This is a genomic window from Rhodobacteraceae bacterium Araon29, assembly GCA_039640505.1.
Classification (GTDB): Bacteria; Pseudomonadota; Alphaproteobacteria; order Rhodobacterales; family Rhodobacteraceae; genus CABZJG01.
Genome location: CP046865.1, coordinates 2,960,739 through 2,974,282 on the forward strand (window position 1 = coordinate 2,960,739; position 13,544 = coordinate 2,974,282).

Here is a 13,544-nt window from a genome sequence, read left to right on the forward strand (position 1 = left end):
TTTTTTTAATATCTTCATGTCAGCACAATTTCCCCCACCTGTCACGCTGCAGATGCAAAATAGACAGAAAATGGTGAAAACTTGCTTACTTTTGAAGAGAGAGACGCCAGATTATAGAATTACTTCACTCAATTTGCGCTCCATGCCGTAGAACTTGGTTGATTAAATCTGTGTAACTTTCGCCATCTGTGGTGTGTTCCGTGCCTTTGTGCATTACAATCGGTGCCTCAAGGCAAAATCCTGCTCGGCCTGATTTGCGTGCGCGCAAAATCAATAATTCGCTGGCGCGGCCTACCCGCGCGCTAAAGGGCAGGATACGCAGGCTACCAAGCTCTTTTGGAAGGGCATTCAGCAATTCTGGCAAGCGCTCACTGCGAAAAATAAAATGAACATAGCCTTTCGGTTTAACGCGTTTTGCCGCAACCGAGGCCCAGCTTTTAAGCGGGGTTTGTTCGCCCATGGACCGTTCGCGGGATGGATCGGGCGCGGGGGTTGTTTTTAACCGATCAAAATAGGGCGGGTTGGCAATCACATGATCAAATTGGCTGCTTTTCAAACCCTGAGGTAAAACAGCCAAATCGCCGATCACCACATCCATTGTTAACTGGTTGTGGGCGGCATTTTCCTGCGCCAACTGAGCCAGATCAGATTGGATTTCTATTCCAGTGAGCTGCAAATCGGGCACGCGGCGGCCCAAGCATAACGATGCCACACCTACACCGCATCCCAATTCCAAAACGCTCTGCATTGGTTTGGCATTCACTGACGCGGCAAGCAAAACGGGGTCGACACCAGCCCGATAGCCATTTCTGGGTTGTTTAATCAACAATTTGCCGCCCAGAAATTCGTCTTCTGTGATGTGTGAGGAAATAACAGTCATGCGCAGGGAATTTTATGATCTTGCATAAGGTCAACGGCTTCTTGCAAATCAAGATCAATAACCATTAAACGGCGCGGCAATATGCCCAAGGACCCCTCTAGAACACTTGTATTTACGTCTAGCTCAAAACTTTCTATACCTGCGTCATCAAGAACAGCCCGCGCATAGGCGATCACGGTGATATCATTGGTGCGCAGCAACTCTTTCATAAGCCCAAGAATAGTCAGGCAGAACCATATTGTCGAGACAGACGGAAAAAAGAGCCTAGAATGTCAGCCACAGTCATGACACAGCCAAATGATAGTCTCGCCGCGCTTTTGGCGCCGAAGCTCGCAGCTGTAAACACTCTTATTTCCAAGCGCATGGCCTCTAAACATGCGCCCCGAATTCCTGAGCTTACCGCGCATCTTGTTGCCGCCGGAGGCAAACGTTTGCGGCCCATGCTCACTTTGGCCAGCGCAATGATGTGCGGGTACAAAGGCCCCTATGACATTCATCTGGCTGCAACCGTTGAATTTATCCACACAGCAACACTTTTGCATGATGACGTAGTTGACGAAAGCACACAGCGCCGGGGCCGGCCGACCGCCAATTTGCTGTGGGATAATAAATCATCCATCCTCGTGGGCGATTATTTATTTTCACGCGCTTTTCAGCTGATGGTCGAAACTGGATCCCTGCAGGTGCTGGATATTTTGTCAAACGCGTCGGCGACCATTGCAGAAGGCGAAGTACTGCAATTAACCGCAGCGCGTGATTTAAGCACAACCGAAGCCATTTACATGCAAGTGGTGCGCGGCAAAACGGCAGCACTTTTTTCGGCATCCACAGAAGTGGGCGGCGTTATTGCGGGCGCGCCGCAAGCGCATTGTAAGGCGCTTTATGACTATGGTGATGCATTGGGAATTGCGTTTCAAATTGTCGACGACCTGCTTGATGTCACCGGTGATAGTAACGCCACAGGAAAAAACATTGGGGACGACTTTCGCGAAAGAAAACTGACGCTTCCCTTCATCAAAGCCATTTCGAAAGCCAATCCAGAAGAGCGTGAATTTTGGTCAAGAACAATTGCAACGGGCGCACAAAAGGATGGTGATTTAGAACACGCTCTTGATCTTCTTTCCCTTCATGGTGCGATTGATGAAACGCGCCAAGATGCACTATATTGGGCAAACCGTGCACAGCAGTCTATTTCACTGCTACCTAAGCATGATATTCGTGACATCCTACATTCTTTGGCACTTTATGTGGTGGATAGGATCAATTAAACCACGCTGCGCGTAAGGCTTTGAGTGGCCACGACCCACCAGTCTGGATAGCTCTGTTTCAGCAAGGCCGCCAAAGTTTCACACTGCTCGGCGGTTTCGGTGATGGCAAAACAGGTCGCTCCAGACCCGGACATTCGTGCTAATTTAGTGCCTGAAAAATCATTTAAAGCCGCTAAAACCGCCCCAATGACTGGGCGTAATTTGATCGCTGGCCGCTCAAGGTCATTGCGCCGCGCATTGAGCCAGTTCAGCCAATTGGATAAGTCCTTAGGGCTGGGCATATCATCGGGAAGTGCCGGGTTTTCTTTTTGCTCCAGGGCCTGAAAAACGTCAGCGGTGTTTAATGAAACCCCGGGATTTACCAACACAATAGGAAGCGAAGGTGGCGCCCCCATGCGAACGAGCTTTTCACCAATCCCGCGCATACGGGTCAGTTCAGTAGTCATGCACAGAGGTACATCTGCGCCCAAATCCATAAGATCCAGTTCAAGGCGCTCTGCATTGGGATATAGTTGCGACAGGGCTCGAATAACTGCAGCCGCATCACTAGAGCCGCCTCCAATTCCCGCAGCTGGCGGAAGGTTTTTTTCCAATTGAATAGAAGCGCCATCACCTGGGTTTGTCATTTCAGCCGCACGCCAGACCAAGTTTTCAGCACCTTTTGGAACATTCTGACCGTAAGGCCCCGAGAGCTTTAATCCCCAATCTGCATCAGGGGACACGGAAATCCGATCCCCAAACTTTGTAAAAAGCACCAAGGAGTCCAGCGCATGATAGCCATCCTTATTTTGTCCTGTCACATGCAAACACAAATTAATTTTTGCCGGCGCAAATTCATTAATCATCACTTTGCGCAACGGTCAGTGGATCCGCGCCTTCTTCTTGCAGCACCACATCCAAACCCACATCAAGCTTACGTCTAATCCGGTCGGCTTCAGCTTCTTCCGGATCAAATGACAACGCTCTTTGCCATTGGAAATAAGCTTCGCGTTTGCGCCCGACAGCCCAGTAAACATCACCAAGATGATCGTTTACAATTGGATCGACGGGCTCTAACTCGGCAGCCCGCTCTAAATGTGGAACTGCCTCTTTATACTTCTGCATGCGAAACAACACCCAGCCAAGACTATCTACGATGAAACCGCTGCTCGGCCTAAGATCAACAGCTTTTTCGATCATCGCCAAAGCCTCGTCGAGCTGAATTTTCTTTTCAACAAGCGAATACCCCAGATAATTCAAGACCAAGGGTTGGTCGGGGTTAAGCTGCAGTGCTTTACGAAAGTCACGATCCGCTTTGGGCCATTTGTTCAAGCGCTCATAGGCTATCCCACGGGCATAAAAAAGCCGCCAAGCCGATTGGTCTTTGGGGTCTGTCAGTTCGATGGCATCATTGAAAACCTCGATGGCTTCCTGATATCGCTCATCATATCGCAAAATATTGCCAAGCGTGCGGTACGCGCGCACCATCAATGGATGGCTGCGTGTCAGGTTTTCCAACGCCTCTATCGCGGCCTCGACATTTCCACTGTCGCGAAGCGCTTCAGCGCGCCCCAATTCCGCAAGATGAAAAATCGGGTTATCAGGTGAAATTTCTTGATAGACTTTCGTTGCCAATTCATATTGGCCCATATTTTCCAACACATTCGCTGCCAATAAGATAGCTTCAACATGTTCAGATGATAACAATTCTGCCACTCGAGCATGCATCAAAGAATATTCATCCTGAGCTTCAGAGCTTAGCGCTTTTGCGATGGCAAAGAACACCTCTGCTATGCCATCGGCTACAGACCCGATTAGGCGTTCGTTTGGCATTCGACTGGCTTTAATGTCATCCTGCAATTCCAACAATTCAGGATCTAAATTTTCTCCAAAATATTTCTCAAGAACCGCTTCTGCCTGATTAAATTCGCCCTGCGCCATCAAGGATTGCAATCTTACAATAACCGCTCGCCGCGATAGGGCACCTGCCTGTTGCCCAATATCTTTAAAAATGGCCTCAGCAAGTTCAAAATCCCCCATTACATGGTGCATCAATGCCCTATGGTAACTGACCAGTCCCTGAGAAGGCTCTTGATCTTTTAACCCGTCCATTATTGCAAAAGCGGTTTGGGCATCACCTGCGCCCACATTGGCCCACGCCAATAGCAAACCATCCACAACTTGGTGACCAATGCCTTTTTGGGCATCCAGTTGCGCAACAAGCGCTTTAAAGTCCTGTACGCGAACAGCCCTTGTGATCAAAGCCACATGGGCAACTTGACTGTCAACGCCATCATCAACGATCCGATCAGCAATAGGGTAGACATCCTCAAAAACGCCAAGTGCGATTTTCGACAGAATTAGCGTTTCCATTGCATCTATGTTGCTAGAGTCTTCGCCAACAACTTGTTCCAAATACTTAGAAGCTGTTTGAAATTCCCGAGCAAAACTTGCATGTCGAGCAGCCAGATATGGCCCCGCAAGACCTTCTTGTGCGGCTGCTGGTTCCAACAGTCCAAGCGTAAGCGCAAGTAAAAGCGATTTTTTGATCAACAAACCAGTCTCATGAATTATTTTATGTCTATTAACTAGGGCTTACAACTGGCCATGGCAATGCCGAGCATGCCTAACAAGTGTTAAAACCGTTCTATTTCTTGGTCATGAACACGCTCAACGGCGCCAATAACGTCACCGCCCATCACATATTGGGATAGTTCGGTCCATCCCCACCTTGCGGCGTGACCCAATTAATATTCTGGCTCGGGTCTTTGATATCGCACGTTTTGCAATGCACACAGTTCTGAAAATTGATCACAAACCGATCCTCTTTTCCTTCTTCGGACACAACCTCATAGACGCCCGCCGGACAATAGCGCTGTGCAGGCTCCGCATAGGTCGGTAGGTTGACCGCCAAAGGCACAGATGCATCGGAAAGCTGCAAATGCACCGGCTGTTGCTCTTCATGGTTTGTCATGGAAAATGACACATTGGTCAAACGATCAAAGCTCAGCTTTCCATCCGGTTTCGGGTAATCAATTTCACAGTGCTTAGATGCAGGTTCTGTGGCCTCTGCATCGGTTTTCCCGTGCTTTAACGTGCCGAACAGCGAAACGCCAAAGATCGTTTGAAACCACATGTCAAATCCGCCGAGCGCAAGCCCACCAAGTGGCCCAAAACGGCTATTTAGTGGCGCTACATTGCGCACCTTTTTCAAATCCTTGCCAACGGGTCCTTTGCGCAACGAAGCATCATACTCTTCCAGTACATCCCCGGACCGGCCGGCTTGAATTGCCTTATACGCTGCCTCAGCCGCCTCAATACCTGAATGCATTGCATTGTGATTACCTTTGATCCGCGGCAAGTTAACAAGTCCAACAGAACACCCCAATAAAGCACCCCCTGGAAAAGCTGACTGCGGAATTGACTGAAAGCCGCCCTTGGTCACCGCGCGGGCGCCATAAGCCACGCGTTTTCCACCCTCAAGCAGTGCAGCAATCTTTGGGTGGTGTTTGAAGCGCTGAAATTCCATGTAGGGAAACAGATGCGGGTTTTTATAATTCAAATCGACGATATAGCCGACGTAAACCTGATTATTATCCAGATGATAGACGAAAGAGCCGCCGGAGTTTTTGAACCCCAAAGGCCAGCCCATGGTATGGGTGACTTCGCCTTCATTATGGTTTTCTGGCTTCACTTCCCAGATTTCTTTCATGCCAATGCCAAATTTTGGCACATCACATTGGGCCGCTAGGTCGTATTTTTCCAGCACTTGCTTGGACAGTGACCCACGCACGCCTTCGGATAAAAATACATATTTGCCGTGCAATTCCATGCCGGGTTCATATCCATCTGAGGGCGTGCCATCGGGGTTCTTGCCAAACTCACCAGCCACCACGCCTTTGACTTCGCCGTTCTCGCCAAACACCAATTCCGAACAGGCCATTCCCGGGAAAACTTCTACCCCTAATTCTTCGGCCTGCTCTGCCATCCAGCGGCATACATTGCCCATTGAAACAATATAGTTGCCGTGGTTGTTCATCAAAGGCGGCATGACCAAATTTGGAAGCCGAAGTTGACCGCCCTCCCCCAGAACGTAGAAATTGTCTTCTTTAACGGGCACAGTGAGCGGGGCGCCACGTTCTTTCCAATCTGGCATCAAACGGGTGAGGCCAGAGGGGTCCAAAACCGCGCCCGAAAGAATATGCGCGCCCACCTCGGACCCTTTTTCCAACACCACAACATCAAGATCAGAATCGAGTTGTTTAAGCCGTATGGCCGCCGAAAGACCCGACGGACCCGCTCCGACTATTACCACATCATATTCCATTGCTTCCCGTTCGGTATTAGACATTTGTTTTCCTCATTGGGGTGTGCACATAATATTGTTGCGCATGAATATCCTGCCGTAAAGGCTAACGTCAATCTAAACGCGGCGGTAATTTAGCCTTTTGCGGCTCAGTTTTGGGCAGAAGGTGGCAAACCGCTTTAAACTTTGACATGTTTTACTTGCATTCTCAGGTAGCCTTTGTCCAAATAAGCATTATAACCGAGCAAATCGTCGTTTTTGCGACCCATGACAAAGCGGACTTGATATGGAAAAAATCCCAATGACACGCGCGGGATACACTGCGCTTGAGGTCGAGCTAAAACAGCTAAAGTCGGTCGAGAGACCCGCAATTATTAAAGCCATTGCCGAAGCGCGCGAGCATGGCGATCTGTCAGAAAATGCAGAATACCACTCAGCCCGCGAAAAACATAGCTTCATTGAAGGCCGTGTCAAAGAGCTTGAAAGTGTTTTATCGCTCGCAGAGGTAATCGATCCCTCGCAAATGTCGGGTTCGATTAAATTTGGGGCAACTGTTGGTCTGGTGGATGAAGACACCGACGAAGAAAAAACCTGGCAGATTGTCGGCGAACACGAGGCCAGTATCGAGCGCGGCTTATTAAATATTAAATCACCTTTGGCACGGGCACTGATTGGCAAAGAAGAAGGCGACAGCGTGGAAGTAAAAACCCCAGGTGGGCAAAAATCTTACGAAATCTTGAGCGTTCATTACGCGTGACATCAGTTCTAAATAAATTGTATTAAATGAGTGAACATAAAAACCTGCAGACGCCGTCTGATGGATTATCAGCGCCAGCCAACCGTCAATCCCAAAACGTGATCGTTACGGTTACGATTGGTCTGGCGGTCATCTGGGTTATTTTTAGCGGTTTTGTATTCTGGAATAATCCACCTATGAGCCCAGAGGTTACTTTGGTTTTTATCGGCGCGGCCATTTTACCAGCATCAATCCTTTTGATTTGTGCCCTAATGGTTAAGAAATCTCAAATTCTACAACAAGATGCTCAAAGGTTGCATACGGTCGTAGAGGCCCTGCGCCATTCATTTATTGAACAAAACAAAACAGATTCTCAGACAAGTTTGAACGCCTCTGTAAATCGCAAGCTGGCCGAAATAGCCGAAGAACAACGTAAAATCCATAGCCTGATCAGCCAATTTCCCGCCTTACAAACCGATGGTGCGGCAGGACAATCAAGATCGGAAAGCCATCTAAGTTCCCAAGAGGAGCCCAATGACCAAACCGTATTGGAACTTGGAACGCCGCTCGAAGTTTTTACAGCGCCTCTATCAAACGCAGATTATATCCGTGCTTTGAACTTTCCTGAAACCCCAGATGATACGGTAGGCTTTGCGGTCATGAACCGCGCCATGAAGGATCACCTAACATCACAAATGATCCGCGCTGCTCAGGATATTTTAACATTGCTCAGCCAGGATGGCATTTACATGGATGATCTGCGGCCAGACATGGCTCGGCCGGATATCTGGCGGCAATTTGCAAAAGGCGATAGAGGCAGATCCATTGCTGCTTTGGGCGGCATACAAGATCGTTCTTCTTTGGCTTTAAGCAACGGGCGAATGAAACAAGACGCTGTTTTCCGTGATACTGCGCATCATTTCCTTCGCGTTTTTGACACTTGTTTTTCGAAATTCGAACCAACCGCAAGCGATGCAGAAATATCTGCCTTTTCTGAAACGCGCACAGCGCGGGCCTTTATGCTTTTGGGGCGGGTGGCCGGCACCTTTAGCTAAAGAGACCAAGCTTGCAGGCTTTGGTTCAAAGACCTAGTGCGTTAAAGGGGATAAATCGAACCTTATCTCCGGGCTTTATTATTGCGGCTTCTTCGCCAAGCTCGACCAAACCTTCGGCCCAACTCAACCCGCTAATACGGCCAGATCCTTCAGAACCAAAGGCCTCTACACGGCCCTCTCTTATGCGCGCGCGTAAAAATTCACTTCGGCCCGGCTTTTTGGATTTATGGAATGCAGCTGGCACGCTAAAACCTTGCGGGACTGGCCAGTCTCCTCCAGCCATCTGCTGCAAAGCCGGCGCTGCAAAAATGGCCGTGCATACGAATGCCGCAACTGGGTTTCCAGGCAGTCCGAAAACCGGCACCCCTTGCCAAAGCCCCATAGCCAATGGCCGTCCCGGCTTCACCGCGACGCGCCAAAGCGCCATTGATCCGGTGCTGGTTAGCAGAGCCGACATATGGTCTTCTGCGCCTGCTGAAGCGCCTCCTGAGGTCAAAATCACATCACATCGACTGGCCGCACTGTTCAGTTGCGCGCGCAGCTTTTCGGGATCATCCGGCGCGGTGCCTAAATCCATTACAGCATAGCCTAGACGGCGCAAAAGCCCCAAAAGCATTGGTCGGTTGGCATCGTAGATTTGACCAAATTTCGCCGACTGGGACGCTTCAATCAATTCATCGCCGGTTGACAAAACCCCTACGCTCAATGTGTCATACACTGGTAGATCCGCAATACCGGCAGAGGCCAAAAGCCCTAAATCAGCCACTGTAACCTTGCGGCCCCGGCTTAAAACACCTTGGCCTGCTTGAATATCTTCGCCCATCAACCGGGTATTTTTTCCTTGGCGCAAAGGGCCGTGAAAGGCAACTTCTTTCCCATCAGTTGCCACATCCTCTTGAAGCACAATTGTGTCGACCCCTTTGGGCAGGGCAGCGCCGGTTAATACCTGTATCGCCGACCCTTTTGGAACGCTCCCTTGATAAGGCTGACCCGCTGCGGCGCGGCCTTTAATCAGTGGCAGAATCAGCGAAGCGCTTTGATCGCTGAGCGTCCCATCAAAGCCGTATCCATCTACAGCACTATTGGCGTGCGGCGGACTACTACGCTGCGCATAAAGATCGCTAGATAAAAACCGCCCAACCGCCTGCTGAAGCGGAAGCTCGGTCGAAGCGACCCGGCATGTCAGTTTTTCTTTTAAAAGCGCGAGCGCCGTTTTAACGGGCATCCAATCAACGCCTGCAGGCAAAGCGAAACAATCATCACGCAAGGGCGGCGGTGTAATCATTGGCGCCCCCGCACAAAAGAGCTGCCCATAATCCATCCTTCTTCAATTCGAATATTTGCAGGTATATCGGCAGGGATCAAGCTTTGGAAGAGAGGGTCAGTTTGAAACATACGTTGCAATTGTTCACAACTACCGCGGACCTGCTGTGCATCCAGAATATCATATAACTGATCGGGCCAACGCTTGATGTAATCTTCCATAATTTCTTTTGCAGCCAGAATGCTCGGGTAAATTTCACCCACCACAACGGATGCGCGCGGCAGCAGTTTGCACCCTTCGATCGGCCAGACCTGACAGCGTTGGCCAAGCCATTTGCGCAGCTCTGAAAGATAGGGCAGGCCCAGCAAAGATTGTGATCCCACTGCACCAGTGGTGTACAGCTTCCACGCGCTATGGGCTTTGGCCGCAAGATCGGTTTGCCGGTATTCTGGTAATCCGTGGGAATGGCGCGCCGCGCCTTTATGCGGCAGACTGGGGAACTTCAGCTGCGCTGGTGCCCCCCAAAACGGGCCAATGCCAGCAAAGATTTTATTGATCTCGGCGGCCACCTCAAATCGGTTATTGCTATTATCTGGCGCATCTTCAATCCGTTCCTTTAACCAGTCCCAAACAGCCAGTGCCTCTGGCATGCCAGTCAGCGCTTTGGCAAAGCCTTGCGGATATCCAAGGGAAAAATCAAAACCTACAAATGTTTTCCTGCCGGCCGTCATTTCTGTTTCCAATAGCGCGTAAAGATGCTGCATCACTGCGCGCCGCGTGCGAAAATAAAGCGGGTGCGCGATTGGCTGCCCTCGTCGCTGTGCACATAGGTAAATCGCGTCTTTAACCGGCTTTTTGGCAGAAGGCTTCGAGCGCGCTGACCAGTCGATAGCGATGATCGTATCTATGCTCACAGTGCTACCTCTGAATGGATGAAATCTGCAATAGCGGCTGTATCATCAAGATCAAAAACAGGCCGATCAAGGGTCATTGCAACATCGCTTGCAACCGCGTGAATGGTCGGATCATTTGTGGCAATAAGGTCCGTGCCTGTGACCGCGCGAAAGGTTTCTATCTTTGGATGGCGGTCGCGTTTAAACCCTTCGATCAAGACCAGGTCAACAGGCGAAAGTTTTGCAAGCAGCACCTCAAGGCTGGGCTCTGCTTCGTCGCGCAGCTCATGCATCAGCGCAAAGCGGTTGCGCGAGGCCAGTAATACCTCACCTGCGCCCGCCATTCTATGGCGATGACTGTCTTTACCGCTGCGGTCCACATCAAAACTGTGATGGGCGTGCTTGATTGTGGATACTGAAAAGCCACGCTTGACAAATTCACTGACCAACCTTTCCATAAGGCCCGTTTTGCCCGAATTCTTCCACCCTGTAACGCCGTAGATTTTCATGCGCGATCCTTTAGCAATGCACTTGCCGTTTCCAAGTCCTGCGGCGTGTTCACATTAAAGAACGGATCAAAAGGTGTCGATGAAAACGCAGCCTGCCCTGCGCCGTGCATTTCCGTCCACTGCACAATTTTGCGCAACCCATTTTGCAAATGCCCGCGCAAGTCCTCCCTTAAAGCAACCGGCCAGAGGCCAAAGGTTGGCTGCCGCATAGACACGCCATTTGGCTCTTTTGTAGCGGCAAGGGCCAAAGGCACCGTCATGCCCTCAGAGGCCAGAATGAGCTGGGGCACAAGATCACAGGGGAAAAAAGGCGTATCCGCCGCAACCGTAACGATGTATTCGCCGCCCTGTGCACAGGCCCAGTCCAAACCGGCAAGAACCCCGGCAAGCGGCCCAGCATATCCGTCAACACTGTCGGCAAAGACGGGCAGTCCAAGATCTTCAAACCGGTCAGGATCGCCGTTGGCGTTCAATCCGACTTGCGCAACCTGCGGGGCCAACCGCTCAACGACCCGCGACATCATGGATTGTCCCTGCAGTACCAGCCGGCCTTTATCCCCGCCCCCCATGCGGCGGGCCAGACCGCCAGCCAGTATCACTCCGAGCGGTTGCTTCATTCCTCTAAGCCTTTGCGCATTGCTGCTCTAGGGTCATCCGGAATTTTTTCCATATCCGCGTCCCAAATCAGTCGCTCTTCGCCCGCAAGACAGACAAATCGCTTGCCGCGTAGCCGCCCGATCAAAGTCAGACCAACTTGCTTGGCAATCTCGACCCCCCACGCGGTAAACCCCGAACGGGAGGCGAGGATCGGGATCCCCATATGCGCAGTTTTGATCACCATTTCCGATGTCAATCGCCCGGTGGTATAAAGTATTTTATCACTTGCCGTTACCGATTGAGACAGCATCCATCCCGCGACTTTATCCACGGCATTATGACGCCCTACATCTTCCATATAAACCAGTGGCTGATCTTGGTGGCACAGAACAGTCCCATGAATGGCACCGGCTTTTAAATAAAGCGAGGGCGTGCGGTTAATTTTTGCAGCAAGTGCATAGAGCCAAGATGTTTTTATATCTGATCGGGGCAGTTTTACCGCTTCAAGGCCTTCCATCATATCACCAAACACGGTTCCAACGGCGCATCCGCTTGTGCGGGTTTTCTTTTGCAGTTTTGCTTCGTAATCCGTGGTTCGCGCCGTACGCACAACAATGGTTTCAAGCTCTTCATCAAATGCAATATCGGTGATCTGATCATCGGGCTGTAACATTCCCTGATTGCGCAAAAATCCAAGCGCTAAGTACTCGGGGTAATCCCCAATGGTCATGGCTGTGACAATTTCCTGCGAATTGAGGAAAATCGTCAACGGGCGCTCTTCGACTACATCCAGCACCTGGTGCTGGCCTTGATGATCTAAACCCGTTACTTGAGCTGTTAAGCTCCGTGCAACACTCATCGGCGCAATCAGATAGTCAGTTGTCGATTTGGTCATCAATATTTGCCCCAAGGCTATTTTAGAATTGCATCGCTCTATTGTGCTACTTTAGGTATCATATATGTCAATCCCACAGCCGTCAGGTTTTTTCATAAAGGGTGTACTAAACGGCGCCCCACATACGCTTGTCATTGGACCTTTCGGTTTTTTATTCGGAGTGGTCGCAACCGAAGCAGGCCTTAGTGTTTTTGAAGCGCTGAGCTTTAGCGTGCTGGTGGTGGCTGGCGCAGCGCAGCTTACCGCGCTGGAATTGATGCAAGACAACACCCCCACTGTAATTGTTATTTTATCTGCGTTGGCTTTGAATTTGCGCATGGCGCTTTATTCGGCCGCAATGACACCTCATTTGGGCACAGCAAGGTTTTGGCAGAGGATGGCGGCGGCATATACAATGGTTGATCAAAGCTATGCCACAAGCATTCTACAATATGAAAACAACCCTCAAATGAACATGCCGCAAAAACTGGCGTTTTTCTTTGGTGTTGCGACGCCTGTGATCCCGATTTGGTACGCGTTAACTTTTTTTGGGGCATTGGCCGGTCAATCCGTTCCCGCCGAAATCCCGTTGGATTTTGCCACCCCGCTTACATTTATTGCCCTTCTCGCCCCATTGCTACGCACTGTGCCGCATATTCTCGCCGCTCTGGCGTCGGTCATTGCGGGGCTTTTGTTTCATGCCATGCCGTATAACCTTGGGATTATGCTCGCAGGTGTGATCGGGATGAGCGTCGGCGCTTGGAGTGAACAGCGCGGGTTTGGAGAGCGCCGCGGATGAATTTTGCACAAGAAAGCAATTTATGGCTTGTGATCTGGGCGCTTTGCCTTGGCACGTTTGGATTGCGCTTTTTATTTCTAGGCGTGGTGGGTGATCGAAAAATGCCGCCGTGGGTTCTGCGCCATCTGCGCTACACGGCGGTCGGCTTGCTGCCTGGTTTAATTGCACCGCTGGTACTTTGGCCAGAGGCCACCGGCGGCGCTCTAGATTGGCCCCGTTTGATCGCGGCGGCCGTTACCTTGGCGGTGGGTTACAAGACAAAAAATGTATTTGCCGCAATCCTACTAGGCGCGCTCTGCCTTTATGTCACAGGGCAAATGGCATAAGATTAAATCTTGGAAAAGTTTAGGCAGAAACTGCCTAAACACATCACGTCTCAAAATG

15 protein-coding genes are annotated in these 13,544 nt (G+C 50.4%); 5 read left to right on the forward strand and 10 right to left on the reverse strand.

The window, feature by feature from the left end; genetic code table 11:
• Positions 1–124: 124 nt before the first annotated feature.
• Positions 125–880 (reverse strand): methyltransferase, encoded by a 756-nt coding sequence (locus GN278_14290; protein ID XAT61821.1) that lies wholly within the window; start codon positions 878–880, stop codon positions 125–127.
• On the reverse strand, positions 877–1,089 hold the full coding sequence (locus GN278_14295) for a DUF2007 domain-containing protein (GenBank protein XAT61822.1): 213 nt from the start codon (positions 1,087–1,089) through the stop codon (positions 877–879). Before GN278_14295 ends, GN278_14290 begins: the two co-directional genes overlap by 4 nt.
• Positions 1,090–1,149: 60 nt before the next feature.
• Here GN278_14295 and GN278_14300 point away from each other — a divergent pair, with 60 nt between their 5' ends.
• A complete protein-coding gene (locus tag GN278_14300; protein ID XAT61823.1) occupies positions 1,150–2,148 on the forward strand; it encodes a polyprenyl synthetase family protein in 999 nt (332 codons plus the stop codon).
• Here GN278_14300 and GN278_14305 read toward each other — a convergent pair.
• The 3 genes from GN278_14305 to GN278_14315 all read right to left on the reverse strand — a co-directional run bounded on the left by GN278_14305 (position 2,145) and on the right by GN278_14315 (position 6,478).
• Entirely contained in the window at positions 2,145–2,993 is an 849-nt protein-coding gene (locus GN278_14305; protein ID XAT61824.1) for a 4-(cytidine 5'-diphospho)-2-C-methyl-D-erythritol kinase, read from the reverse strand. The two genes, GN278_14300 and GN278_14305, sit on opposite strands and share 4 nt — an antisense overlap.
• Entirely contained in the window at positions 2,986–4,683 is a 1,698-nt protein-coding gene (locus GN278_14310) for a tetratricopeptide repeat protein (GenBank protein XAT61825.1), read from the reverse strand. Before GN278_14310 ends, GN278_14305 begins: the two co-directional genes overlap by 8 nt.
• A gap of 142 nt (positions 4,684–4,825) precedes the next feature.
• On the reverse strand, positions 4,826–6,478 hold the full coding sequence (locus GN278_14315) for an FAD-binding protein (protein ID XAT61826.1): 1,653 nt from the start codon (positions 6,476–6,478) through the stop codon (positions 4,826–4,828).
• 241 nt (positions 6,479–6,719) lie between these two features.
• On the opposite strand from GN278_14315, the gene greA reads away from it, so the two are divergent.
• Positions 6,720–7,190, forward strand: a complete 471-nt coding sequence (greA, locus tag GN278_14320; protein XAT61827.1) for a transcription elongation factor GreA — start codon at positions 6,720–6,722, stop codon at positions 7,188–7,190.
• Between the two features lie 26 nt (positions 7,191–7,216).
• Positions 7,217–8,224: a hypothetical protein gene (locus GN278_14325; protein XAT61828.1), complete on the forward strand. Its 1,008-nt coding sequence runs from the start codon at positions 7,217–7,219 to the stop codon at positions 8,222–8,224.
• Between the two features lie 25 nt (positions 8,225–8,249).
• Here the strand turns inward: GN278_14325 and GN278_14330 are convergent, their stop codons facing one another.
• From GN278_14330 to GN278_14350, 5 genes are read right to left on the reverse strand one after another with little or no spacing between them, the layout of a single operon-like run.
• Complete coding sequence (locus GN278_14330) at positions 8,250–9,545, reverse strand: molybdopterin molybdenumtransferase MoeA (GenBank protein ID XAT61829.1); 1,296 nt, start codon at positions 9,543–9,545, stop codon at positions 8,250–8,252.
• Positions 9,506–10,402, reverse strand: coding sequence for a hypothetical protein (locus tag GN278_14335; GenBank protein XAT61830.1), 897 nt, complete (start codon positions 10,400–10,402; stop codon positions 9,506–9,508). Before GN278_14335 ends, GN278_14330 begins: the two co-directional genes overlap by 40 nt.
• Positions 10,399–10,890: a molybdopterin-guanine dinucleotide biosynthesis protein B gene (gene mobB, locus GN278_14340; protein XAT61831.1), complete on the reverse strand. Its 492-nt coding sequence runs from the start codon at positions 10,888–10,890 to the stop codon at positions 10,399–10,401. The genes GN278_14335 and mobB overlap by 4 nt, the downstream gene beginning before the upstream one ends.
• Positions 10,887–11,507, reverse strand: coding sequence for a molybdenum cofactor guanylyltransferase MobA (mobA, locus tag GN278_14345; GenBank protein XAT61832.1), 621 nt, complete (start codon positions 11,505–11,507; stop codon positions 10,887–10,889). The genes mobB and mobA overlap by 4 nt, the downstream gene beginning before the upstream one ends.
• A complete protein-coding gene (locus GN278_14350) occupies positions 11,504–12,382 on the reverse strand; it encodes a sulfurtransferase FdhD (protein ID XAT61833.1) in 879 nt (292 codons plus the stop codon). Before GN278_14350 ends, mobA begins: the two co-directional genes overlap by 4 nt.
• A gap of 64 nt (positions 12,383–12,446) precedes the next feature.
• Here GN278_14350 and GN278_14355 point away from each other — a divergent pair, with 64 nt between their 5' ends.
• Together GN278_14355 and GN278_14360 are read left to right on the forward strand one after the other, a co-directional pair.
• Entirely contained in the window at positions 12,447–13,160 is a 714-nt protein-coding gene (locus GN278_14355) for a branched-chain amino acid ABC transporter permease (protein ID XAT61834.1), read from the forward strand.
• Entirely contained in the window at positions 13,157–13,486 is a 330-nt protein-coding gene (locus GN278_14360) for an AzlD domain-containing protein (protein XAT61835.1), read from the forward strand. Before GN278_14355 ends, GN278_14360 begins: the two co-directional genes overlap by 4 nt.
• The last annotated feature ends 58 nt before the right edge of the window (positions 13,487–13,544 follow it).

What these genes read in the sequence shown, in the direction of transcription:
- GN278_14315 (XAT61826.1), bottom strand. Translation starts at nt 6,478, where the DNA reads ATGTCTAATACCGAACGGGAAGCAATGGAATATGATGTGGTAATAGTC.
- GN278_14355 (XAT61834.1), top strand. Translation starts at nt 12,447, where the DNA reads ATGTCAATCCCACAGCCGTCAGGTTTTTTCATAAAGGGTGTACTAAAC.
- GN278_14305 (XAT61824.1), bottom strand. Translation starts at nt 2,993, where the DNA reads ATGATTAATGAATTTGCGCCGGCAAAAATTAATTTGTGTTTGCATGTG.
- GN278_14350 (XAT61833.1), bottom strand. Translation starts at nt 12,382, where the DNA reads ATGACCAAATCGACAACTGACTATCTGATTGCGCCGATGAGTGTTGCA.
- GN278_14360 (XAT61835.1), top strand. Translation starts at nt 13,157, where the DNA reads ATGAATTTTGCACAAGAAAGCAATTTATGGCTTGTGATCTGGGCGCTT.
- GN278_14330 (XAT61829.1), bottom strand. Translation starts at nt 9,545, where the DNA reads ATGGATTATGGGCAGCTCTTTTGTGCGGGGGCGCCAATGATTACACCG.
- greA (XAT61827.1), top strand. Translation starts at nt 6,720, where the DNA reads ATGGAAAAAATCCCAATGACACGCGCGGGATACACTGCGCTTGAGGTC.
- GN278_14290 (XAT61821.1), bottom strand. Translation starts at nt 880, where the DNA reads ATGACTGTTATTTCCTCACACATCACAGAAGACGAATTTCTGGGCGGC.
- mobA (XAT61832.1), bottom strand. Translation starts at nt 11,507, where the DNA reads ATGAAGCAACCGCTCGGAGTGATACTGGCTGGCGGTCTGGCCCGCCGC.
- GN278_14295 (XAT61822.1), bottom strand. Translation starts at nt 1,089, where the DNA reads ATGAAAGAGTTGCTGCGCACCAATGATATCACCGTGATCGCCTATGCG.
- mobB (XAT61831.1), bottom strand. Translation starts at nt 10,890, where the DNA reads ATGAAAATCTACGGCGTTACAGGGTGGAAGAATTCGGGCAAAACGGGC.
- GN278_14300 (XAT61823.1), top strand. Translation starts at nt 1,150, where the DNA reads ATGTCAGCCACAGTCATGACACAGCCAAATGATAGTCTCGCCGCGCTT.
- GN278_14325 (XAT61828.1), top strand. Translation starts at nt 7,217, where the DNA reads ATGAGTGAACATAAAAACCTGCAGACGCCGTCTGATGGATTATCAGCG.